We start from the raw sequence: 22,071 nt of genomic DNA, 5'->3' as shown, positions 1-22,071 counted from the left end.
CCCGGTCCGGGGGATCAAGCAGCCAGGATCTCGCTGATCCGATGCGGGTCGGTGCCGGTCGCGAGCGCGCGGTCGAGGGCGGCCAGCTCGGTGCACGCCAGCGCGATCGCCTCCGCCTGGGTACGGCACCGGTCGGCGTACCAGAAGGGGTTGTCGGGCTGCCGGTCGTCGGCGTCGTCGATGTCGGCGTACCAGCAGTCGTGCCGGTAGTGCACGACGCGGACCTTGAGCTTCATGCGCGGTACGACGCCGGCGGTGGTGTTTCGGTTCCGGTGTGAAGGGTTTACAACGATGGCAAACGGACGGTACAACCGAAAGCGAGACCGGTCCGCCCCCCGGTGTCGAGAGGTGAGCCATGAGGTTCTTCCGCCCTGTCCTCGCCACGTTGGCCAGCACATTTACCGGCGCGTTGGTCGCCGTACTGCTGACCAGCGTTTCGGCGTCGAACGCCCCAGCCGTCGAGAAGCAGGAGACCGCCTTGGCGTCCCAGACCTTCCGGAACCCAATCAATCCGTCCGCGGATCCGTCGCTGATGTTCTTCAACGGCAAGTACTACGTCGCGACCACGCGCGGCGACCGGATCGGGATCTGGTCGTCCTCGAGTCTTGCCACGTTGCTCGTGCAGCCGGAGCAGGTGGTCTGGCGGGACTCGGACACCTCGCGCAACACCCAGATGTGGGCGCCGGCGTTCCGGCATGTCGGGAACCGTTGGTACATCTACTACACGGCCTCCGACGGCGTGGACGCCAACCACCGGATGTACGTGCTCGAGTCGGCCGGCGACGACCCGCTCGGCCCGTACAGCTTCAAGGCGAAGATCGCGGACTTCGGCGAGTACGCGATCGACGGCGAGCCGATCACGGTCAACGGCCAGCAGTACTTCGTCTGGACCGGCCCGGGCCGCGGCCAGGGCGGACCGGCACAGCTGTACATCGTGAAGATGAGCAACCCGTGGACCGCCACAGGAGACCGGGTCGCGATCCCCGCGGACGGCGGCTGCTCGGAGGTCCGCGAGGGCCCGACCCCGCTGTACGGCGCGACGCGCACGTTCCTCACCTACTCCACCTGCGACACCGGCAAGCCGGACTACCAGTTGTGGATGAAGAGCATCGCGAACGGCGCGGACCCGATGGTCGCGGCGAACTGGGTGCAGCACGCCGGACCGATCTTCTCCCGCAACGACGACACCGGCGTCTGGGGCCCCGGCCACCACTCGTTCTTCAAGTCCCCGGACGGCACCGAGGACTGGATCGCGTACCACGGGAAGAACACCAGCACCTACACGTACTCGTTCCGCACCACCCGCGTCCAGAAGATCACCTGGAACGCCGACGGTACGCCGAACCTCGGGCGGCCACTCGCCGCCGGCGCGACCCAGAACCTGCCGTCGGGCGACCCCGGTTCGTCGAACTACTGGATCAACGACACCGACAGCACCGTCACCTACGCCGGCAACTGGAGCTCCGGATCCGGCTGCGGCAACCAGTGCTTCTGGGGCAACGACCACTGGAGCGGCGAGACGAACGCGACCGCCACGATCAAGTTCACCGGCACCCGCGTAGCCCTCCTCAGTGTCGCCGACACCGGCAACGGCATCGCCGCCATCTCCATCGACGGCGGCCCCGAACAACGCATCGACTACTACAGCTCGATCCGCGTCGGCGAACACCTGATGTACACCAGCCCGGCCCTCGCCGCCGGCCCCCACACCCTCAAGGTCCGGGTAACCGGCGACAAGAACCCGGCGTCAAGCAGCACGGTCATCAGCCTCGACCGCATCGAGGCCTATTAGCTCAGCCCTTCAGGCCGGAGGCGAAGCCTCGGATTACGTAGCGTTGGAGGAAGAGGAAGAGGAGGAGGATCGGGAGGGCGGCCAGGATCAGGCCGGCGGCGACCAGGCCGTAGTTGGACGTGTACTGGTTGACGAAGGCGAACACCCGGACCGGGACGGTCTCGTGGCCCGAGCCGCCGAGGTACAGCAGTGGGGTGAAGAAGTCGTTCCAGATCTGTACGGCGTTCAGGATCAGCACCGTCCCGGTGATCGGCCGGAGCAGCGGGAAGATCACGTGGGCGAACGCCTGCAGGTGCGACGCCCCGTCGATCAGGGCCGCGTTCGTGTAGTCCGCGGGCAGCGAGCGGATGAAGCCGGTGTACAGGAAGACCGTGAACGGCAGCTGGATCCCGGTGTAGAAGAGGATCATGCCCTGGTACGTCCCGAGCAGCCCCAGGTTGTCGACGAGCTGGTACAGCGGGATCATCCCCAACTGGAACGGCAGGATGATCCCGACCAGGAACAGGATGTACAGGCTGTAGCTCAGCCGCGTCACCGTCCGGGCCAGGAAGTACGCCGCCAGCGACCCGAGCGCGATCAGCAGCAGCACGCTCGCGACGGTGATCAGCGTGCTGTTCAGCAACGCCGACCCGAGACCGGCCGACCGCCACGCCTCACCGAAGCTCGCCACACTCGGCGGCGACGGCAACGACAGCGGCCGGTTCGCGATCTGCTGCGGGTCCTTGAACGCCAGCGTCACCAGCACGTACACCGGGAACAGGAACCCGACCGCGACCGCGATCATCACCAGCTCGAGCACGAACGTCCGCGGGCGGTATCTCATGCCGTCGTCTCCCTCGACCTCAGGTACCCGATCTGCAGGAACGACACCGCCGCGACGAACAGCGCGAGCACGAGCGCGACCGCCGTACTGTAGCCGAACTTCCCGTAGACGAACGCCTGCTTGTACAGCACTGTCGACAACGTGTCCGTCGCGTACCCCGGACCGCCGTTCGTCATCGCGATGATCTGGGTGAACAACGTCAATCCGCCCACCGTCGACAGCATCACGTTGATCGTCACCGCGGGCGCGAGCAACGGCCAGGTGATGTGCCGGAACCGCGCCAACGTTCCCGCGCCGTCGACCATCGCGGACTCGTGCAGCTCGGCCGGGACGCCTTCGAGACCGGCGAGGAAGATCACCATCGAGTACCCCGCGCACTGCCAGATCACCGTGAACGCGACCGACCACAACGCGATCGACGGGTTCCCCAGCCAGTCCTGCCGCAGCGAACCGAGCCCGACCGCACCCAGCGCCGCGTTCAGTCCCGCGTCCGGCGCCGGGTTGTACACGAACTTCCACAGGAACGACACCATCACCGGACTCACGACCACCGGCGCGAAGAACACCAGCCGCAACGCCATCCGGCTCTTGATCCCCGTGTGCACACCGAGCGCCAGCAACAACCCGAGCCCGTTCTGCACCACGACGATCGCGACCGTCAGCAACAGCGTGTTGCGGAGTGCCCCGAGCGCCTGGTCGTCATGCACCAGCTGCTTGAAGTTGTCGACTCCGACGAACGCCTTCGCGTTGCCGATCCCCGACCAGTCGGTGAACGCCGACCCTGCGCCGGCGATGCTCGGATACAGCACCACCGCCGCGTACACCAGGATCGCCGGCACCGCGAACCACCACGGCGGCACGATCCCGCCACGCCCGCTCCGCCTCCGGGACCGCTTCGCCGCGTCCGTCCGGACCTCGACCGCCGATGCCGTCATGCGCTCTTCTTGTAGGCGTCGTCCATCTTCTTCAGGGCGTCCGGCACTGTCGTCTTGCCGCCGAGCAGTTGCTGGACGACGGCGAGGTGCGTCGGCTGTACTTCGGCGTTCGGCCAGCGCTGGTCCATGAACGGGACCGCCTTGTTCGCCTTCAGCGACGGGAGGAACGAGGTCAGCGCGGGGTCGACCTTCGCATCGCCGTACAAGGGCACGCAGGACACGGCGCCGGCCCACGCGTTGAGGTTCTCCTGCTGACCGCAATACTCGAGGAACGCCTTCGCCTGGTCGGCGTTCTTGCCCTTCGCGCTGACCGCGATCCCGACCACCACGCCGGCCGGGATCCAGTTGTCCGCGACCACATCCGTGGCCGGGAACGGGAACATCGACAGGTCGTCCGGCGACGGCGCCGCGGCCCGGAACGCGGCCAGCACCGCGGACACCTGGACCGCCATCGCGGCTTTTCCGGTCGCGACCATCGAGGTCGCCTGCTCGTACGTCGTCCCGTTCGGGTTGTCGTTGAAGAACCCGCGCTTCTGCAGTTCGAGGTACTTCGTCATCGCGTCGACCCACCCGGAGTCCGCGAAGGACGCCGTACCCGCGGCCATCTTGTCGTCGAAGTCCGGGGTCTTGGCGTAGACCGTCGCGGGGACCAGCGCGTAGTTGATCAGCTGGGTGATCCACGGGGTCTGCGCGCCGACCGCGATCGGGACGATGCCCTTCTTCTTCAGCTTGTCGCAGACGCTCAGCAGCTCCGACCAGGTGGTCGGCGGCTCGACACCGGCGGAGGCGAACGCCTTCTTGTTGTAGATCGCGCCGAGCATGCTGGAGCCGGGCGAGAACATGTAGGTCTTGCCCTCGTTCTGGAACGCGCCCTTGAACCCGCTCGGGATCTTCTGCGTCCACGACTGGCTGCTGAGGTCGGTGAGCAGTCCGGCCTTGGCCAGTTGGGCCATCGACATCGCGCTGCCGTTGCCGGGATAGACGACGTGCACGTCGGGCGCGTTGCCGCCGCCGAGCTGGGTGCGCAGCGCGGTCTGCACCTGATCGGTGGGCGCGACGGACAGGTTGAAGTCGAAACCCGAGTGCGATGTCTTGTAGCTGTCGAGCACCTTGCGCAGGGCAGCCTCCTGGTCGCCGACGCCGATCACCTTGAGCGTGCCGCCGGACGACGAACCGCCGCCTCCGCCACAGGCCGCCAACGTGCCGGACGCGGCAGCGGTGACGGTAGCGCCGCCGAGCAGCTGCAGGAGCCGCCTGCGGCTGACAGACCGATCGAGTGCCATGGGTGCCTCCCTGAAGCGCCGAGATACCGGCTGAGAATGTGAAGTAACCGCAAGATCGTGTTACTTTCGTCACGCGGGACGCTACGTACGGCCCGGGAGGGTGTCAAGACCTCGTTGAAAGGATTCAGTCCGGGGCAGTGCGAAAAGCCGTCCACAGGGGTTTTGGGCCCGGACCTGGGTCGCCTGAGAAGATGGCGCCGTGCCCGTGACTGCCTGCCCTCGACCGGCCGGTACGCCGTACCTCGTACCGCGGCCCGGCGGTGCCGTCACGTCCACCTGCGGACCGGTGCGCAGGTGAAACGAGTCCTCCTGGCCGGCCTCCTGCTGCTGGCTCTCGCGCTGGGCGTCGGCGGTGGCTACTACACCGGCGACCGCCTCGACACGCCCACGCCCAGCGCAGCCGGGACCGCGGGGCCTCTCGGTCAGGTCACGCCGTTGCCGTCCGAGACACCGTCGGAGACGCCGCTCCCGGTCAAGACACCGGTCCCGAACAACCTCGAACCGCTCGAGACCGGCCTGGAGTACGTCCGCCGTAGCTTCACGGTCAACCCGAAGGACTTCTCACCGGTCCAGCTGGCCGTCGACATCCCCCAGGGCTGGCGGCAGACCCGCGACCCGAAGGCCCCGGGCGAGGTGAAGTTCCTCGACAAGCTGCGGGAGCGCGCCGTCCGCGTGGAATCCGACCAGCCGGCGACCATGACACCGGCCGACCACCGCGCCAAACTCGTCGTCGACCTGAAGAAGTCCCAGGCCCCCGAGAACGACGTACGCATCGTCAGCGAAGCCGACAACGAACAAATCCTCGGCGACGACGGCCAGCCCCGCACCGTCTCCACCCTGATCTACACGTACATCCCCGGCGAGACCCTCCGCTACGTGATCGTCCGCTGGATCGCCATGAACGACAGCCCTCTCGCCACGGTCGAGATGAGCATCACCGGCCTCCCCCAGGACGCCGACGGCCTCGCCGAAGTCCTCCAACACGCCACCACCTCCGTCCACGAGGTGAGCTGAGCGGCTTTCACAGAATCGTTACCTGTGTAGTGCAACCTGAGAGGGGGCTCAGGGGTCTTCAGTACGGAGAGCTGTGGAAAGTGGGGGTGTGGTGCGGAGCGTGTCGCGGCGGGCGTTTCTGGGCGGCGGCCTGCTGGCCTTGGCCGGGGTCGGTGGCGCCGGTGGGTACGGGGTGGGCCTCTTCCTCACCGCCGAGCCCAGCCTCGCCGGCACCGCAGCCCCACTGCCGACCACGTCCACCCCGGGTACGCCGTCCACGCCGACGACTCCGACGCCGCCACCGAAGACTGTGGTCGAGGACAAGACCAAGGCCCTGGATGTCAACGATCTCGAGTACAAGACGCGCGCTTTCGAGGTGACCGGCGTCGTGCACTCGACCGTGCACGTCCGCGTGCCGAGAACGTGGAGCTTCACCCAGCCTGATCCGCCGAAGACCGGCCGTTACACCGATCCCACCGGGAAACGCTGGATCCGGATGGAAGCCGGGTTCACCATCCGGCGCCCACCGGCGGACTCGATGCAAGCGAGGCTCGTCGCCCTGGGAACGATTCCGGCCGCCCAGATGCTCTCGATCAAGTCGACGACCGTGGACCCGGACACGAAGGAAGCCACGCTCGTCTACACCTACGTGCCGGAAGAGTCGCTCCGATACGTGATCATCCGCTGGGTGGCGAATCCGGACGGCTTGTGCACCTTCGAGATCGGTGTCACCGGGCTGCCGCAGGACCGGGAAGCCCTCGAGGACATCTTGCAGCATGCCGCGGAGTCGGCGACGCGCGACGACTCCTCGATCTAAGGCTTCTGCAGCTCGGGGACCAGCTGCGCCAGGCCTTTGTGGCCTGCTGGCGTGAGGATTACGGCTCTGTGGTGGGGGCGGCGGTGGAGCCAGTTGCGGGTCAGGAGGGTGTCGGTGATGGAGGCGCCCAGGTGGCCGGCGAGGTGGTGGCGTTGTTCGCTCCAGTCGACGCAGAAGCGCAGGAGGTCGCGGCGGGGTGGCTGGGTGGGCAGGTGTACTCCCAGCTCGGCCAGAACCTCAGGAGCGTTGGGGCCCAGGGCGTACGGGCCATCTGAGAGTTGCTGGGCCAGCGGGTCTTGTGGGCGGCGGGTGGTGCCTCGGCCGCCGTCGGTGCGGGTCAGGGCGTCGCGGCGTACCAGGCCTTCCAGAAGCGCTACGCCTAGGCGGCCTGCCAGGTGGTCGTAGCAGGTGCGGGCTTCGCGGAGTGCTGCGGCTCGGGTGCTCTGGCGGAGAGACGTGATCGGCTGGGGCTTGGCTAGGCGGGCCAGGGCTTCCACAGCGGCGGCTACTTCGGCGCCGGAGAGGCGGTAGTACCTGTGCCGTCCGGAGCGCTCCACCGCGACCAGACCGCCGTCCAGTAGCTTCCGCAGGTGCGCACTGACAGTCTGCGGTGACACGCCGGCCTCAGAGGCCAGTAACGACGCAGGTAGCGCCCGACCGTCCGCCAGGGCCATCAGGACCTTCGCCCGCGCCGGCTCGGCCATCAGCGCCGCGACACGGGCTACATCGGCATCTCCGTCCATGACTCCCATGCTGGCACCAGCACACTTCGACGTGGCCCGAACTGTCCGAGTGGGAACTTGGGAAGCATGCTCCTGGCGTTGCTGTGTGTCGGCATCTTCCTGATCCAGCTGGACGTGACGGTGGTCAACGTGGCCCTGCCAACGATCCGCATCGATCTGGCGACCAGTCTGAGCGGCCAGCAGTGGGTTGTGGCGGCATACGTGATCACTCTGGCCGGTCTACTGCTCGTGTTCGGGGCACTGGGCGACCGGATCGGCCATCGGCGCGTAGTACTCGCCGGGCTGGCTGTCTTCGGCTTTGCCTCACTGGCGTGCGGTACTGCGCCCAACATCGGGCTACTCGTTGCGGCACGCGCTGTCCAAGGCGTCGGCGCCGCACTGCTGCTACCAGGCACTCTTGCCGTCATCACCGACTTGTACGCCGACAGCGCGGCAAGGGCCCGTGCCGTCGGCATCTGGTCCGGCGCTGGGGCGCTGGCGCTGCCGTCCGGGCCACTGTTGGGCGGCGCACTGGTCAGCGGCTTCGGCTGGCAAGCCGTGTTCCTCGTCAACCTTCCGATCATCGCTATCGCGCTCCCACTGGCCTGGAGGCTCATACCGAAGCGCAGTAGCCACCAGCGCGCTAAACCGCGACTGCGGATCGGTGCGGACTTCGTCGGCGCCAACGTGGTCGCCGGCCTGATGAACTTCGTCGGCCTCGGCACTGTCCTGGTACTGACGCTCTATCTGCAGGAACACCTGTCCCAGAAGGCGTTCCGGGCCGGACTGGAGCTCATCCCGCTCTTCCTGCCGCTAGCTGTCCTGGGACCGGTCTCCGGCCGCATCACCGCTCGCTACGGCCCACGGCTCCCCATGTCGATCGGACTGGTCCTCGGCGTGATCGGATCGGCTTGTCTGCTCGCAGTCCACGACACGAGCGGCTACCAAGCCGTCGTACCGGTGCAACTGTGTCTAGGACTCGGCATGGGCTTCCTGACCGCTGCGGTCGTGCACGCCGCCATCGCTGCTCTCCCGTCGGAGCGAGCCGGATTCGCCAGCGGGGTCAACAACACCGCTCGCCAGGCCGTCGGTGCACTGGGCATCGGCGTGTACGGCGCGATCGTGGGTCACTCCCCCGACTTCGTCAGCGGACTACACACGCTGGCGTGGCTGGGCGCGGGCCTGTGGACCGTGGGTCTGGCCATCACCTGGATGACCGTTGAATAAGTGAGACGTCAGTCGACGGGCCAGATGGTGCGGAAGATCGTCGAGCGCAGCCGGTAGAACCTGCGTCGTGCGGACTGGAGCAGCGCCGGCGACGGCCGAAACCGTTCGGTCGGAAAACGCATGGGGACATCCTCAGTCGGAGTACTTCACCGAATCGGCGATCTCCGTGGCCCGATCGACGTCGGACCCGGGCACGATCACCTGGACGAGCAGCGAGCCGCCGTCCCCGTGATCGACGACCCGTTCGAACAGCACCATATCCGTCCCGGCGCATTCTGTGGACAATCGGCTCGTTGCAGTTCGGCCATTGACGCTGCCAGGGAAGGGATCTCCCTCCTTGCAGCCGAACTGCTTGCTGTCCGGCAGCGCCAGCTTCGAGCCCGCCACTCCGACGAAGACCCCCGGCGACCGCTCCGACCAGTTGACGTCCTTGCTGACCCGGAACGCCGGCGCCTGCTCCGAACCGCCGGGTGCCTGCCAGTTGGTCTGCGCCATCGACTGCGCCCACGCCCGCGGCAGCGTCACCGAGAAGTCGCCCTCCGAGACCTCGATCGCCTGCCGACCGGACAGGTACCACTGCCCGGCGTACCCGGCCCCGCCACCGACGACCAGCGCCAGCAGCGCGGCGACCACCCACAGCCCCCGCCGCTTCTTCGGCGCCGCTCCAGCAGGCGGAGCATCCGGTACGTCGGTCTTCGGGGCAGCATCGGACTTCGGGGCAGCATCGGCCTCGACGGCAACGGTCTCCGCCTCGGCGGCAACGACCTCCGACGGCTCGGCGGTCTTCACGACCGTCGGCTGGTTCTCGTCGCTGAACGCGGTCCGCGCGTCCAGGTCGTCAGCGTCGTCGGCGGCGTCGGTGTCGGCGGTGTCAGCAGTGTCGGCGGCGGCCGAGGCAACGGTCACCGTCTCGCGGAGCCGCAGCGGGAAGTCGTGCGTGGTCTCGTCGAGTCCACCGACCAGCTGGCGAGTGAACGTCTGGACGTCCGGCCAGCGCTTCTCCCGGTCCGGGTCCAGGGCCCGCACGATCGCCGCGTCGACCGGCTCCGGCAGCACGAACCCGAGCGAACTCGGCGGCGCCGCCACCTTCACCCGGCTCGCCGCGCCCAGACCGTCGACCTGGTGCGGGGAGCGCCCGGTCAGAGCGGCGTACGCGACGGCACCGAGCGAGTACTGGTCGGCGCGCTGGTCCAGCCGCTCACCGAGCGCCTGCTCCGGAGCGACGTACGACGGGGTGCCGCCGGGCATCGTGATCCGGGAGATCTCGTCCAGCGACTTGCCCAGGCCCAGGTCGGACAGGACGGCACGCTCGCCGTCGTCGGTGCTGCGAAACAGCACGTTCGCCGGTTTGACGTCCCGGTGCAGCAGGCCGCGCCGGTGCAGCGCCTGCAGGCCTCGCCCGACCTGGACGACCACGTCGACCGCCTCGGCGAGCGGCAGCGGCTTCTGTTTCAACCGGTCGGCCAGCGTGCCGCGGTCGGCGTACGTGAGGACCAGAAAAGGGCGCCCGTCCTCCAGTTCACCGACGTCGTGCACCTGGACCACGTGCTCGGACTCGACGCGGCGCAGGAACCGGCCCTCCTCGAGGAACCGCCGCCGGACCGACTCGTCGTGCCCCCAGTTGTCGGCGAGCACCTTGATCGCCACTTCGGCATCCAGTTGCTCATCGTGAGCGAGCCATACCGTAGCGAAACCGCCTGCGCCCAGGCGTCGGCGCACGACGTACCGACCGAGTCTGGTTGGGACCCCCATACAGGGCATTATGGGTCATTGGAGTGTCCCTCTCCGGGGCCGATCGAGAGCAAAGGCGCAGATGAGCGAGAGCACCAGCCCGGCCGACGACCTTGCGACCCTCGCGGAGCGGGCGCAGGCCGGTGACAAGAACGCGATGGAGGACCTGCTGAGGCAGGTGTATCCGCGCGTCCTGCGGATCTGCCGCAGCGTCCTGCCGTACTCCGCCGACGCGGAGGACGCGGCCCAGGAGGCGCTCCTGAACATCGCCACCAAGATCAACACGTACTCCGGACGCAGCAGCTTCTCCACCTGGGTGCACTCGGTCGCGGCGAACTCCGCGCGCTCGACGTACCGGAAGCTGAAGCGCTCCGCGCAGGCCGCGCACAACCCGGAGCAGATGGAGAAGCCGGACCCGCGCACCACCAGCGTGATCGCCGGCACCCGCCTGGACCTCCTCGAGGCCCTGGAGACCCTGGAGCGCGACCGCCCCCAGATGGTCACCCCGCTGGTCCTCCGCGACGTCTACGGCCTCTCGTACGAGGAGATCGCCGCCGAGGTCGGTGCACCTTTGGGCACCGTGAAGTCCCGGATCCACGACGCCCGCGAGGTCGTCCGCCCGCTCCTCCGTCCCAAGGACTAATTGCATCAACCTGCATTGCATCAGGTCTGCCACCGGACCTGATGACGCCATAGCCTCCCGGCTATGTCGGCTCGGGGGCTCCTGCACAACGGCGACTATCTCAAGCTGCTGATCGGTCAGACGGTCAGCGGCTTCGGCTCAGCGATGAGCTCGTTCGTCTTCGTCCTGATCGCGATGTCGATCACCGGCTCCCCGGCGAAGGCAGGTCTCGTCGGTACGGCGTACATCGGCCGCATCGTCCCGGTCGCCGTCGACGCGGTCTCGTACTTCGTCATGACCGTGCTGCTCGCAACGATCCGGAAGCCGCTCCCGCCCGCGCAGCCGGCCGGGGAAGCCCCCGAACCGATGCTCCGGGCAATCCGGTCCGGCCTGGCCTGGCTGGTCCGGCAGCCGGCGCTGCTGACCATCGCCCTGGTCGCGACCGGGATTAACTTCGCCGCGCTCGGCACCCTCCTGGTCCTGGTCCTCGACCTCCAGCAGGCCGGTACGCCGGCGTCGATCATCGGTTTGCTCGAGACCGGAATGGGTGTCGGTGGCATCGTCGGCTCGATCGTCGCGCCCAAGCTGCTCGACCGGTTCGGGACCGGGCGGCTGGCGATCACCAGCAGCTGGATCACGGCGTTCACGTTCACCGCCACCGCGTTCACGCGGCAGCCCGCCGTACTGATCGTGCTGCTGTTCACCGCGCTGCTGTTGCTCCCCGCATTCAACTCGGGTCTGTTCGGCTACCAGATGCTGATCACCCCGGACAACTTCCAGGGGCGGGCGCAGAGCGCCATCGGCTTCCTGGCGACCAGTACCAACCCGTTGGCGCCGTTGCTGGCCGGTGTCCTGCTCACGGCTGCCGGAGCACGGCCGACGTTGCTGTTCTTCGGCGCGCTGCTCGCCCTCTGCGCCGTCGCGCTCACCGTCAGCCGATCGATCCGGGCGATTCCGTTGCTGTCCGAGGTGCAGCCGGTGGCGGCCGCGTGAGGAAGGGACTCCCGTTCCGGTCTGGTGTGTGCTCAGATGGGGTGTATGAAGAAGCTGATCAACGACCCTGGTGATGTCGTGAGTGAGGCGCTGCGGGGGATGGCAGCAGCGCATCCGGATCGGTTGCGGGTGGATCTGGAGAACCGGATCGTGTACCGCAAGGACGCCCCGAGGCCGGGCAAGGTAGGACTGATCTCCGGTGGCGGTTCGGGGCACGAGCCGATGCATGGTGGTTTCGTCGGGATGGGCATGCTGGACGCGGCCTGCGCGGGTGAGGTGTTCACCTCCCCGGTGCCGGACCAGATGATGGCCGCGACCAAGGCGGTCGACTCGGGCGCCGGCGTACTGCACATCGTGAAGAACTACACCGGCGACGTGATGAACTTCGAGATGGCCGCCGAGCTGGCCGCCGCCGACGCCGGTACCGAAGTGCTGTCGGTGGTGACCAACGACGACGTCGCGGTCCAGGACAGCCTGTACACGGCCGGCCGCCGCGGGGTCGGCGTCACGGTCCTGCTGGAGAAGGTCGTCGGCGCGGCCGCCGAGGAGGGCCGCCCGCTGCAGGAGATCGCGGACCTCGCGAAGAAGGTCAACGACAACGGCCGCAGCATGGGGATGGCGCTCACGTCGTGCACCGTCCCGGCCGCGGGCAAGCCGACGTTCGACCTGGCCGAGAACGAGATGGAGGTCGGGATCGGCATCCACGGCGAGCCCGGCCGGCAACGGTTGCCGCTGGCGCCGGCGCGGGAGATCGCCGCCATGCTGGTCGACCCGGTGGTGTCCGATCTGCCTTACCAGCAAGGCGATTCGGTGATCGCCTTCATGAACGGCATGGGCGGTACGCCGCTGATCGAGCTCTACCTGATGTACAACGAGGTCGCCCAGCTGCTCGACCGGGCCGGTATCACCGTGGCCCGCTCGCTGGTCGGCAACTACATCACTTCGCTGGAGATGGCCGGCTGCTCGGTCACCCTGCTGAAGGCCGACGACGAACTGGTACGCCTCTGGGACGCCCCGGTCAACACCCCCGGCCTACGCTGGGGCGCTTGAGCATGGGCGAAGAAGTCACCACCGACAACTTCAGCAACTGGCTACGGGACTGCGCGAGCGTGCTGCACGAGAACGCGGCGTACCTGACCGAGCTCGACTCGGCGATCGGGGACGCGGACCACGGCGCGAACATGGACCGTGGGTTCCAGGCGATCGTCGCGGTGCTGGACGAGACGCCGTTCGACTCCCCGGACGAGTTGCTGAAGAAGTCCGGTATGACGCTGGTCAGCAAGGTCGGCGGGGCGAGCGGGCCGTTGTACGGCACGTTCTTCCTGCGCTTCGGGACCGCGCTGGCCGGCGTCGAACCGATCACCGCCGAGGCGGTCGGGAAGGCGCTGCACGCCGGTGTCGAGGGCGTCCTGGCCCGCGGCAAGCCCGAGCGCGGCGACAAGACCATGTACGACGCCTGGGTGCCGGCGCTGGACGCGTACGACGCAACGGTCGCCGGCGGCGCGGGGCTCGCCGCGGCGCTGACCGCGGCGGCGGAGGCTTCCGCGATCGGCCGGGACGAGACGATCCCGATGGTGGCGCGGAAGGGCCGGGCGAGTTACCTCGGTGAGCGGAGCGCCGGGCACCAGGATCCCGGGGCGACCAGCACCACGCTGATCTTGGAGTCCGCGGCTCGTACCCTGCCATGATCGGGATCGTGGTGGTGTCGCACAGCCGCGCGCTGGCTGATGCGGCGGTCGGGCTCGCCGCGGAGATGGTGGCCGAGGACAAGCGCCCGGTGATCGCGGTGGCGGCCGGGCTGGACGCGACCACGTTCGGGACCGATGCGATGGCAGTGTCCGAGGCGATCACCGCCGCGGACAGCCCGGACGGAGTACTCGTACTGCTCGACCTCGGGTCGGCGATCCTCAGCGCGGAGATGGCGCTGGAGTTCGTGGATCCGGAGCTGACCGAACGCGTGCGGCTCACGAGCGCACCGTTGGTCGAGGGCCTGGTGGCCGCCGTCGTCACGGCGTCCACCGGAGCCGGGCTCGATGCTGTGGTCGCTGAGGCGCAGCGTGGTCTGGTCGCGAAACAGGATCACCTGGGCGATTCGACGGCAGCGTCGGTTGCCGTGGTGGCCGAGGCTGATCGCACAGTGGACGTGGTGGTGGGCAACGAGCACGGGCTGCATGCACGCCCTGCGGCTCGGCTGGTCGGTTTGGTCAACGGGTACGACGCCGCGGTCACGCTGACCGATCTGGACACCGGGCGAGGACCGGTGGATGCGGGCAGCCTGAGCATGGTGGCGACGCTGAATGCTCAGCAGGGGCATCGAGTGCGGGTCGGAGCCAGCGGTGCGCAGGTCGATGAGGTGCTGGCGGCGATCGAGAAGCTCGCGGCGGAGAACTTCGGCGACGAGCCGGTGCAGAAGGCCGCGCCGGCTGCTGGTGGGTCCGGGTTGGACGTGGCGATCGGGCCCGCCGTCCCGGTCGGCGCGGAGGTCGACCTGGGTGAATATGTTGCCGGTGACAACGAGTCTGGGCGGCTCGACGAGGCTCTGCAGACCACGGGTGCCGAGCTGCGGGAGCTGCGGGACGGCAGCCCTGAGCACGGTGGGATCTTCGAGGCGCACCTTGCGCTGCTGACGGATCGGCAGGTTCTCGACGAGGTACGGGCGGTGATTCTGGGCGGGGCTGCGGCGCCGGTTGCGTGGAAGCAGGCTTATGACCGGCTCGCTGAGACGTTCGAGCAGCTCGACGATCCCTATCAGCGCGAACGCGCCCAGGACGTCCGCGCAGTCCGCGACCGGGTACTCCGTTCCCTCGTCGCACCGACCGAAGACAACGCACCCGCTCCGGGCGGTGGTGGGGTGCCGGGGATTCTTGTGGTTGCGGAGTTGGATGCGGCGACGGCGGCCACCTTGGATGCAACTCAGATCGCGGGGATCGCGGTTCGCGCGGCGGGGACGACCGGGCACGGGGTGATCGTGGCGCGGTCGCGCGGCATCCCGTTGATCACCGGGATCGGGGACGTCGCGGTGCCGGCCGGCGTCACGGTCGCGTTCGACGCGCGGGCGGGGTCGTTCGAGGTCGCGCCGGACGAGGCGACCGTCCGCGCGACGATCGCCGAGCGGAAGGACGAGCGGCGGCGCGCCGTCGAGACCGCCGACGAGCCGGCGACCACGCGGGACGGCAGGACGATCGACGTACTGGTGAATGTCGGCGCGGTCCAGGACGCCGTGGACGTTCGCGGCGCGGACGGCTCCGGTCTCGTGCGTACCGAGGTGCTGTTCGGGGACCGGCGGACGGCTCCGTCCGTCGACGAGCAGGTCGAGGCGTTCCTCGCGATCGCCCAGGCCCTGGGGAACAAGCCGATCACGATCCGCACGTGGGACATCGGCGGCGACAAACCGCTCCCGTTCCTCCCTCAGGCGAAGGAGGCGAACCCGTTCCTCGGCGAGCGCGGCCTCCGCGTGTTCCGCCGTCGCCCGGAACTGCTCCGCGACCAACTCGAGGCCATCCGTCGTACGGCGGCCGAAACGCCCGTGCACGTGATGTTCCCGATGGTCACGAACGCCGCGGAAGTCGCCTGGGCGCTGGAGGAGCTCGGCCCGCGGGACGGTCTCGAGGCCGGCATCATGGTCGAGGTCCCGGCCGCCGCGCTGCGCGTCGGCACCCTCGCCAAGGACCTCGACTTCGTCAGCATCGGCACCAACGACCTGACGCAGTACACGACCGCCGCGGATCGCACCAACACCGCGGTCGCAGCGCTTGCGGACGGTCTGGATCCCGCTGTGCTGCAGCTGATCGACCACGTCGTTCGCACTGCCGGTGTGCGAGTCGCAGTCTGCGGTGACCTCGCCAGCGACCCGCAGTCCGCCGTACTGCTTGCTGCTCTTGGTGTGACGGAGCTGAGTGCTGTCGGGCCGCAGGTACCGCTGGTCAAAGCCCGGCTACGGCAGGCCGACCTCGGTCAGGTCGACGTTGCCGCAGTACTGGCGGCTCGGGACGCGGATCAGGTGCGCGGCTTGGTGTAGTAGCGCAGCTCGACCAGGTTGAAGCCGGACGTGCGGTCCGGCTTGGCCGGCAGCGTGTACGTCTCGCCGGGCTCCAGATACGTCACATCCGGGTGGTCGAGGTCCAGGTCGACGACCAGGGCCGGGTAGGCGCCGGTGTGCCAGGTATACGACTCACCGGCTTCCGGGGTGACGTGCTGCACGCGTACGTCGTCCTCGTCGACCACCACCTTGGTGGGGATCTCACCGGCCTGCTCGAACCCGGACTCGGCCGGGACCCCCGCCACCCCGAAGAACGGGTCGCCGGAGGCCTCCTCGCCGAGGTCGAGCACCTCGATCAGCCGGTTCAGGTACGGCGCGTCGCCGTCGTTCGTGAGCATGTGGACCGGGGACACCGGGCGGTACACCGAGCCGCCGACGGTCTCGCTCAGCTGCCGCGCCGGGCTGCCGTCCAGCCAGTCCATGTGGCAGGGCGACGTCGACAGGCACAGGACGACGTACGGGTTGTGGTGCAGGTGCCAGCCCTGGGCCTCGCCGGGCTGCAGTGAGACCTCCCAGACCCGCACGCGGGAGTTCTTCAGCAGCACGCGGGTGCCGATCTCACCCAGGACGACCTCGGCGCCATCGGGGGCGGTGACGGTGGTACCTGCGGTCATGCGGTCTCCTCCAGATCGATCGGTCGTTCCATGGCCACGCCGGCGAGCACGACGCCGTCCGGCATGGGGAGCTCGGCGGACTCCACCTCGATGAAGCCGAAGGCCTTGTAGAGCGGTACGCCGGGCAGTGTCGACATCAGCGCCAGTCGGGTGAACCCCTCTGCCCGCGCGGCGTCGGCACACGCGGTCAGGATCGCGCGGCCGAGTCCACGCCGGGTCCAGTCCGCTCGGACGAACATCGCGCGGATCCGTGCCGGTTCGGTCGCCGGGTCCAGGAGCCGTTCGTCAGCTCCCGCCGTACTCGCGTTGAACAGCTTGTTGCGACGGCTCCAGCCACCGGCGGCGACGATCTCACCACCCGCCTCGTGCACGTAGTAGGTGCCGTCGTCGATCAGTGCGGTGTCCAGCGTGGTGATGTGCTCAGCCGCACTGGCAGTCTCCACAGCGTCGTAGTACGCCGGAAACTGCTGCCTCACCGCCGCCCGAGCCAACTCGGCCACCGCAGCCCCATCAGCCCCCACCGCCACCCGCAACACAGCCTCCACCCCCACAGGCTAGTCGGACCGGCGGCCTTTGGTGGCCCAGGTCCAGGCGAAGTAGTCCCAGGTGCCGGCTCCGGCCAGCATGATCAGGCCGCCGATCAAGTCGCCTAGGTCGTGGTGCGTGGCTACCAGGGCGAAGCCTGAGAACAGGAACGGGACGGAGAGCCAGAACGCGAGCTGGAAGACGACCTTGCGCCACTTCGGGACGCCGGGCAGGACGGCAGAGGGCTTGTCCAGGACCGGGTCCGGCAGTCCGTCGAAGACCGCAGTCAGGTCGCCGCGGGTCTTCGCGGCGTACAGCAGGTTCGTGCGGCGGTCCAGCTCCGGCTTGTCGATGCGGCCGAGGCCGAACTGTTCTCCGAGGGCTGTCGAGCACAGCAACCGGTCGGCGTCGCTCAACAGCAGCTTGTCCAGAACCTTGTCCCGCACCATGTCCTGCACCGTCTGCCGCGCCCTCGGCCTGGGCCGCTCCCCCGCGGGTCTGCGCTTGGCCTCGATGATGGCGCCGCCGATGGTCTTGCCCAGGGCCGCGAACGGCGAGCTGAACAGTTCCTGGACCGTCTTCAGTCGCACCACACCAGCGGGAGTCAGCTCGTACTCCGCAGGCAGTCCGTCCTGCGGGCGCCGTACGACGAAGGTTCCGCTCACCAGCTCGTCCAGCGTGGCCTGGACCTCCTGGTCCGTCGACCCGGCCCGTCGGACGAGTTCCGCGCGGGTCAGCGGCGCGAACTGCAGGTGTTGCAGGAGCACTTGCTCCAGCACAGGGTTGTCAGTCACAGGTCCCCCCTCGACTTGCCCCACCGTGATTGTCGCAGGACAGGTGGTCATCGAACCCACACGGAACAGTGCAGGAAGCTGCAACCTGAGCCGGGTGAAATGGACCGACCGGCAGCCGGACATCTACCGGGTATGACGCTGATACCGATCGAGGCTCGGAGTGGGCCGGTGAGTGAGGGACTCGTGCACTCACCACCAGATGCGCGCCGGGAGCGGTTCGAAGAGGTCTTCGCGACGCATCGGGACGCCGTACTCGGCTACCTGCGCCGCCGGACCGACAGCGGCCACGACGCCGCTGACCTGCTCGCCGACACGTTCCTGGTGGCCTGGCGCCGGCTGGACGACATACCGCTCCCTCCACAGACCAGACCCTGGCTGTACGGCGTGGCTCGGCGGGTGCTCGCCAATCACCGCCGAAGTGAGGGCCGACGGCACGCACTGGCGACGAAGCTGCGCGATGAGCTCACCGACTCCCCCGAGCAGTCGTCACTGGACGACTCCCCCGCAGCGCGCGCCTTCCGGGCCCTGCCCGAGCAGGACCGCGAACTGCTGTCACTGGTCGCCTGGGAGGAACTCGACACCGTCGAGATAGCGACCGTGCTCGGCATCACCCGCAACGCCGTACGCATCAGGCTGCACCGCGCCCGCAAGCGGTTCGCCAAGTTGCTCACCGCCCCGATCGCGAACCGCACCGCGGTCGCCCGGAACGAAGAGGTCTCCCATGAAGACGCATGACATCGACGCGGCCGTCCGTGGCCTGGACCCGCTGCGCAGTACCGACCAGGTCTCCGACGACGCCTGGACCGACATGGCCGACGCCGTGACCGCGCAGATCGACGCTCCGGTCGTGGCGCTCGCCCCACGCCGGTCACCGCGCCGCCTGGTGCTGGCTGCTGCCTGCACGCTGCTGATCGGCGGCGTGGTCGCCGGGGCGTTCGTCAACCGTCCGCACCAGGACCAGCCGGAGGCTCTGTCGTTCACCCAGCACGGGAACACGCTGATCGTCCGCGTGGTCGACCCGACCGCGGACCCGGAGCGCTACAACGCCGAGTTCAAGAAGATGGGCCTGAACGTGACGGTCCACGCTGTCCCGGTCAGCCCGCCCGGGGTCGGCGGGATCATCAGCTTCAGCGGCCGCGACGAGCACGACATGTCGCAGCTCCGGATCGTGAAGGCCGGCGAGCTGTGCAACGGCACGCTGAACGCCTCGGACCCTGGCTGCCAGGAAGGTGTCGAGCTGCCGCGGAACTACAAGGGCGTGACCGAGATCGAGTTCGGCCGCGCGGCGAAGAAGGACGAGGTGTACCGGCACACCTCGTCGTCGGCGACCGAGAAGGGCGAGGTGCTGGCCGGCCTCACGGTGAAGAACAAGACCGTCGCGCAGATCCGCCCGCTGCTCGAGGGCCGCGGTATCCGTTTGGTGGAGTACGTCACCGACGGCGCCGCGGACTCCAAGCCGAAGGACTCTGCTCCGGACAACTGGTACGTCCACGACGCCGTCACCTACGCGGAGGGCGAGATCAGCCTCTACGTCGGCCCGAAGCCGGCTAGCTGAACTTCAACTGCAAAAGACCTCCGGAGTACGTCGGACGCAGCACAGCCTCTACTCGGATGTGCTGCGTCCGCACCGGCGTGAACGCAGTCGCATTGAGCTTGTCGACCGCCGCGTCGTACGGCGTGGTGTTCTCAACCGGCCGCCACGTCTCTCCATCGAGCCAGAGCACCCGCCACGACTCCGGCACCCTGCACTGACCAGAGCCCGTGTCGTCGAACCAGTACGCCGACGCCTCGGACAGCTCCTGCACCGAGCGCAGGTCGTACTCGATCCACTCCGTCGTACCCCGGCGGTCCCACCAGGTGAAGCGCGGGATGGACGTGTCGTTGGAGGCCTTCGGCACGCGTCCCCAGTCCGGAGCCTCCAGCGAGTCGCCGTCGTTCACATGCGAGGCGCTGTACCTGGTGCGGTAGCTCCACTCCCCGCCGTCAGCAGACACCTGTGGGAACGAGGCGATCCGCAGCCGAGCGGCACCCATCGGGATCAGCGTGACCGTCTCCACCGGCTCGTCCGAACGCACAGGACTGGCCTGCAGCATGCCGATCACGTCCTCGGTGTCCAGCTCCCACTGCGGGATCCGCTGCGCCTGTGTGGTTAGCGCCAGCGGTACACCCGTTGTAGTAAAGGGGTTCTCGCCCGCTTCACGCTCCACGAGTTCGAAGCCGGCACCCGCGACGAGGCCGTAGTTCCAGGCGGACTCCGGGTAGACAGACAGCTCCGGCCACTCCTCCGTGCCACCGATCTGCTCGTACCGCTCGTCGATCTTCAGCGAGTAGGTCAGCGGACCGCGGTCGACAGTCACCGAGTCGTGGTTGTCGCTCCAGACCCGAGTAGTGGTTCGCATCGGCAGTGTGAGCTCGACGCGATCACCGGTGTGCCACGTGCGGTCCAGCTTGAGCCACGCGCCACTGACGCGCACCGGCTCGCCGTTGACCTTCACCGAGACGTCATGAGCCCAGCCAGGACGCCTTAGATAGAAGGGAAATCGGACTGGTCGCTGCGTCGTGACTGTGAACGTGATCGTGTCCGAGAACGGGTACTCCGTGTCCTGCACCACGGTGACCGTCTCACCAGCGCCGGCTCCCACCGTGGCGGTCACCTTGCTGGCGGCGTACATCGAGGCGGCCAGACCGTTGTCCGTGGTGGCCAGGAAGAGCTCCTGCACGTAGTACGGCCAGCCCATGCCGTAGTTGTGCGGACAGCACCGGTACTGGTGCACGCCGTACTTGTAGGCCTGCATGGCGAACGGGTTCTCGAACTGCCCGTGCTTGCGCTGGTCGTCGAGCTGCGGGCTGTTCGGACAGGTGATGTAGTGCATGACCTTCTGCTGCGCGTCGTACGACGCCGGCAGCGAGTTGAACGCCAGCTCTTCGCACCGGTCCGTCCAGGCGACGTCACCGGTGAAGCGGGTCAGCAGCTCGCAGCTGTGCATCAGCTCGACGATCCCGCACGTCTCGAACCCCTGCCGCGGATCAGTGAGCCCCGGACGCGAGTTCTCGTCCCCGGCCCACCCACCACCGGGGAACTGCCCGTACATCCCCAGCACCGTCGCATAGTTCCGGTACGTCGCCTCGCGGTGCTGAGCGTCGCCGGACAGCAGCCAGTACTGCAGCGGCTCCCGGAACCCCTGCGCGATGTTCACGTTGTGCCAGGTGGGGATGCCGTTGACGTAGTCCGCCGAGCCGCTGTGCATCTTCGTCACCAGGTCGAGCAGCCACGCGTCACCGGTCCGGTTGTACAGCCAGTACGCACTGTCGATGTTGTCGCCCCAGCGGAACGCACCCCACGACCGGTTGAACACCTCCGGCGGCTGCGTGTTCTGGAACTGCAGGTACTTCGTCATGAACGGGAGGATCCGCTCGTCACCGGAGTACTCGTACCAGGACCGGAACGCGCCGAGCAGCGGCATCCCCGGCCAGAAGTCCGGTCCGTTCTCCAGCGAGGTCCGCAGCCGCTCCGGACCGAACCACCCGTCCGGCGTCTGCGTCGCGAGGATGCCGTTCATCCACCGCTCGGTCCGGGTCAGTACGCCGGTGTCGCCGGTGACGTACCCGAGATCCGCGAGCCCGCGGAGCCAGTACGGCAACTCTTCCCAGGCTCCCTGCGTCGGGTCGACCCAGCCGTTCGTGTCGTAGACCAGGAAGTCCGAGATCTCGTCGTACCGGCCGCAGAGGCCGTGGACCTGCAGATCGAGTTGCTGCGCGAGCCAGCCGCGGGCCTCGATCGCGCCGGGTGGGAGCTTCTGGAACGGGACCGGCCGGAGGGGTGCGCGTTGCGGGACGTAGTGCCCGCCGCGCCCGGCGGGCGGGCCATCTGGTTGCGCGGCCGCGGCGTGGGCCGGGTCGAGGGCGGTCACGACAGCCGCCGCAGCGAGGGAGACACCGAGGAAGTCACGACGAGGCATTCCTTGTGGGCTGGGTTCGGGCATGACAGGGCCTTTCGGGTGACGGGGGCGGACATCACACCGACGGAAACACCGAACGGAAATACCGCACACGTTTTCCGTCGTTGACAACGTAGGACTCAGCGCCGCCCTGGTCAAGATCAAAGCCCAGGTCAAGCGGGTTGTGACGGCCGTCCTGCTAGGCTGCGACGGAAACCCGGAA

Annotated in this window: 21 protein-coding genes and 1 pseudogene; 12 read left to right on the top strand and 10 right to left on the bottom strand. The window is 68.3% G+C overall.

The window, feature by feature from the left end; translation table 11 throughout:
* Positions 1-14: 14 nt before the first annotated feature.
* Positions 15-236, bottom strand: a complete 222-nt coding sequence (locus ACWGID_RS00245; protein WP_452192946.1) for a hypothetical protein — start codon at positions 234-236, stop codon at positions 15-17.
* Between the two features lie 119 nt (positions 237-355).
* On the opposite strand from ACWGID_RS00245, the gene ACWGID_RS00240 reads away from it, so the two are divergent.
* A complete protein-coding gene (locus tag ACWGID_RS00240; protein ID WP_452192945.1) occupies positions 356-1,792 on the top strand; it encodes a family 43 glycosylhydrolase in 1,437 nt (478 codons plus the stop codon).
* Position 1,793: 1 nt separating this feature from the next.
* On the opposite strand, the gene ACWGID_RS00235 is transcribed toward ACWGID_RS00240, so the two are convergent.
* From ACWGID_RS00235 to ACWGID_RS00225, 3 genes are read right to left on the bottom strand one after another with little or no spacing between them, the layout of a single operon-like run.
* Entirely contained in the window at positions 1,794-2,615 is an 822-nt protein-coding gene (locus tag ACWGID_RS00235) for a carbohydrate ABC transporter permease (protein ID WP_452192943.1), read from the bottom strand.
* Complete coding sequence (locus ACWGID_RS00230; RefSeq protein ID WP_452192942.1) at positions 2,612-3,550, bottom strand: carbohydrate ABC transporter permease; 939 nt, start codon at positions 3,548-3,550, stop codon at positions 2,612-2,614. The genes ACWGID_RS00235 and ACWGID_RS00230 overlap by 4 nt, the downstream gene beginning before the upstream one ends.
* On the bottom strand, positions 3,547-4,833 hold the full coding sequence (locus ACWGID_RS00225; protein ID WP_452192940.1) for an ABC transporter substrate-binding protein: 1,287 nt from the start codon (positions 4,831-4,833) through the stop codon (positions 3,547-3,549). Before ACWGID_RS00225 ends, ACWGID_RS00230 begins: the two co-directional genes overlap by 4 nt.
* 294 nt (positions 4,834-5,127) lie before the next feature.
* On the opposite strand from ACWGID_RS00225, the gene ACWGID_RS00220 reads away from it, so the two are divergent.
* Positions 5,128-5,847, top strand: coding sequence for a hypothetical protein (locus tag ACWGID_RS00220; protein WP_452192938.1), 720 nt, complete (start codon positions 5,128-5,130; stop codon positions 5,845-5,847).
* An 88-nt stretch (positions 5,848-5,935) separates the two neighbouring features.
* Entirely contained in the window at positions 5,936-6,643 is a 708-nt protein-coding gene (locus tag ACWGID_RS00215) for a hypothetical protein (RefSeq protein WP_452192936.1), read from the top strand.
* Here ACWGID_RS00215 and ACWGID_RS00210 read toward each other — a convergent pair.
* A complete protein-coding gene (locus tag ACWGID_RS00210; protein WP_452192934.1) occupies positions 6,640-7,386 on the bottom strand; it encodes an ArsR/SmtB family transcription factor in 747 nt (248 codons plus the stop codon). The two genes, ACWGID_RS00215 and ACWGID_RS00210, sit on opposite strands and share 4 nt — an antisense overlap.
* A gap of 66 nt (positions 7,387-7,452) precedes the next feature.
* Here ACWGID_RS00210 and ACWGID_RS00205 point away from each other — a divergent pair, with 66 nt between their 5' ends.
* Positions 7,453-8,592 carry an MFS transporter gene (locus ACWGID_RS00205; protein WP_452192932.1) on the top strand — a complete coding sequence of 380 codons (1,140 nt, stop codon included), beginning with the start codon at positions 7,453-7,455 and terminating at the stop codon, positions 8,590-8,592.
* 132 nt (positions 8,593-8,724) lie between these two features.
* On the opposite strand, the gene ACWGID_RS00200 is transcribed toward ACWGID_RS00205, so the two are convergent.
* Positions 8,725-10,344: a serine/threonine-protein kinase gene (locus ACWGID_RS00200; protein WP_452192930.1), complete on the bottom strand. Its 1,620-nt coding sequence runs from the start codon at positions 10,342-10,344 to the stop codon at positions 8,725-8,727.
* 61 nt (positions 10,345-10,405) lie between these two features.
* Here ACWGID_RS00200 and ACWGID_RS00195 point away from each other — a divergent pair, with 61 nt between their 5' ends.
* From ACWGID_RS00195 to ACWGID_RS00170, 6 genes and pseudogenes are all read left to right on the top strand, one after another.
* Positions 10,406-10,966, top strand: a complete 561-nt coding sequence (locus ACWGID_RS00195) for an RNA polymerase sigma factor (RefSeq protein WP_452192928.1) — start codon at positions 10,406-10,408, stop codon at positions 10,964-10,966.
* 63 nt (positions 10,967-11,029) lie between these two features.
* Positions 11,030-11,938, top strand: a complete 909-nt coding sequence (locus ACWGID_RS00190; protein ID WP_452192926.1) for an MFS transporter — start codon at positions 11,030-11,032, stop codon at positions 11,936-11,938.
* 45 nt (positions 11,939-11,983) lie between these two features.
* Positions 11,984-12,988 (top strand): dihydroxyacetone kinase subunit DhaK, encoded by a 1,005-nt coding sequence (gene dhaK, locus ACWGID_RS00185; RefSeq protein ID WP_452192925.1) that lies wholly within the window; start codon positions 11,984-11,986, stop codon positions 12,986-12,988.
* A gap of 2 nt (positions 12,989-12,990) precedes the next feature.
* Positions 12,991-13,626, top strand: a complete 636-nt coding sequence (dhaL, locus tag ACWGID_RS00180; RefSeq protein ID WP_452193787.1) for a dihydroxyacetone kinase subunit DhaL — start codon at positions 12,991-12,993, stop codon at positions 13,624-13,626.
* A pseudogene (dhaM, locus tag ACWGID_RS00175) lies at positions 13,623-14,033 on the top strand (dihydroxyacetone kinase phosphoryl donor subunit DhaM); the annotation flags it as partial. The gene dhaL and the pseudogene dhaM, both read left to right, overlap by 4 nt.
* Before the next feature lie 18 nt (positions 14,034-14,051).
* A complete protein-coding gene (locus tag ACWGID_RS00170; protein ID WP_452193785.1) occupies positions 14,052-15,956 on the top strand; it encodes an HPr family phosphocarrier protein in 1,905 nt (634 codons plus the stop codon).
* Here ACWGID_RS00170 and ACWGID_RS00165 read toward each other — a convergent pair.
* The 3 genes from ACWGID_RS00165 to ACWGID_RS00155 are packed head-to-tail and all read right to left on the bottom strand — an operon-like array spanning position 15,935 to position 17,910.
* Entirely contained in the window at positions 15,935-16,591 is a 657-nt protein-coding gene (locus ACWGID_RS00165; RefSeq protein ID WP_452192923.1) for a hypothetical protein, read from the bottom strand. The two genes, ACWGID_RS00170 and ACWGID_RS00165, sit on opposite strands and share 22 nt — an antisense overlap.
* Complete coding sequence (locus ACWGID_RS00160) at positions 16,588-17,136, bottom strand: GNAT family N-acetyltransferase (RefSeq protein ID WP_452192921.1); 549 nt, start codon at positions 17,134-17,136, stop codon at positions 16,588-16,590. Before ACWGID_RS00160 ends, ACWGID_RS00165 begins: the two co-directional genes overlap by 4 nt.
* Before the next feature lie 9 nt (positions 17,137-17,145).
* Positions 17,146-17,910, bottom strand: a complete 765-nt coding sequence (locus tag ACWGID_RS00155) for a DUF1707 domain-containing protein (RefSeq protein WP_452192919.1) — start codon at positions 17,908-17,910, stop codon at positions 17,146-17,148.
* Between the two features lie 168 nt (positions 17,911-18,078).
* Here ACWGID_RS00155 and ACWGID_RS00150 point away from each other — a divergent pair, with 168 nt between their 5' ends.
* Positions 18,079-18,645: an RNA polymerase sigma factor gene (locus ACWGID_RS00150; RefSeq protein WP_452192917.1), complete on the top strand. Its 567-nt coding sequence runs from the start codon at positions 18,079-18,081 to the stop codon at positions 18,643-18,645.
* The gene (locus ACWGID_RS00145) at positions 18,632-19,465 is read left to right on the top strand and encodes a hypothetical protein (protein WP_452192915.1); all 834 of its coding nucleotides are present in this window, start codon (positions 18,632-18,634) and stop codon (positions 19,463-19,465) included. The genes ACWGID_RS00150 and ACWGID_RS00145 overlap by 14 nt, the downstream gene beginning before the upstream one ends.
* Here the strand turns inward: ACWGID_RS00145 and ACWGID_RS00140 are convergent.
* The gene (locus ACWGID_RS00140; protein ID WP_452192914.1) at positions 19,458-21,893 is read right to left on the bottom strand and encodes a beta-L-arabinofuranosidase domain-containing protein; all 2,436 of its coding nucleotides are present in this window, start codon (positions 21,891-21,893) and stop codon (positions 19,458-19,460) included. The genes ACWGID_RS00145 and ACWGID_RS00140 overlap by 8 nt on opposite strands.
* Between the last annotated feature and the right edge of the window lie 178 nt (positions 21,894-22,071).

It is taken from the genome of Kribbella sp. NPDC054772 (assembly GCF_053611945.1).
This window is presented reverse-complemented; position numbering and strand designations above follow the sequence as displayed.

Coding starts and splice junctions, on each gene's coding strand:
- ACWGID_RS00225 (WP_452192940.1), bottom strand. CDS start 4,833: ATGGCACTCGATCGGTCTGTCAGCCGCAGGCGGCTCCTGCAGCTGCTC.
- ACWGID_RS00190 (WP_452192926.1), top strand. CDS start 11,030: ATGTCGGCTCGGGGGCTCCTGCACAACGGCGACTATCTCAAGCTGCTG.
- ACWGID_RS00245 (WP_452192946.1), bottom strand. CDS start 236: ATGAAGCTCAAGGTCCGCGTCGTGCACTACCGGCACGACTGCTGGTAC.
- ACWGID_RS00235 (WP_452192943.1), bottom strand. CDS start 2,615: ATGAGATACCGCCCGCGGACGTTCGTGCTCGAGCTGGTGATGATCGCG.
- ACWGID_RS00165 (WP_452192923.1), bottom strand. CDS start 16,591: ATGACCGCAGGTACCACCGTCACCGCCCCCGATGGCGCCGAGGTCGTC.
- ACWGID_RS00145 (WP_452192915.1), top strand. CDS start 18,632: ATGAAGACGCATGACATCGACGCGGCCGTCCGTGGCCTGGACCCGCTG.
- ACWGID_RS00210 (WP_452192934.1), bottom strand. CDS start 7,386: ATGGACGGAGATGCCGATGTAGCCCGTGTCGCGGCGCTGATGGCCGAG.
- dhaK (WP_452192925.1), top strand. CDS start 11,984: ATGAAGAAGCTGATCAACGACCCTGGTGATGTCGTGAGTGAGGCGCTG.
- ACWGID_RS00240 (WP_452192945.1), top strand. CDS start 356: ATGAGGTTCTTCCGCCCTGTCCTCGCCACGTTGGCCAGCACATTTACC.
- dhaL (WP_452193787.1), top strand. CDS start 12,991: ATGGGCGAAGAAGTCACCACCGACAACTTCAGCAACTGGCTACGGGAC.
- ACWGID_RS00140 (WP_452192914.1), bottom strand. CDS start 21,893: ATGCCCGAACCCAGCCCACAAGGAATGCCTCGTCGTGACTTCCTCGGT.
- ACWGID_RS00230 (WP_452192942.1), bottom strand. CDS start 3,550: ATGACGGCATCGGCGGTCGAGGTCCGGACGGACGCGGCGAAGCGGTCC.
- ACWGID_RS00200 (WP_452192930.1), bottom strand. CDS start 10,344: ATGGGGGTCCCAACCAGACTCGGTCGGTACGTCGTGCGCCGACGCCTG.
- ACWGID_RS00205 (WP_452192932.1), top strand. CDS start 7,453: ATGCTCCTGGCGTTGCTGTGTGTCGGCATCTTCCTGATCCAGCTGGAC.
- ACWGID_RS00195 (WP_452192928.1), top strand. CDS start 10,406: ATGAGCGAGAGCACCAGCCCGGCCGACGACCTTGCGACCCTCGCGGAG.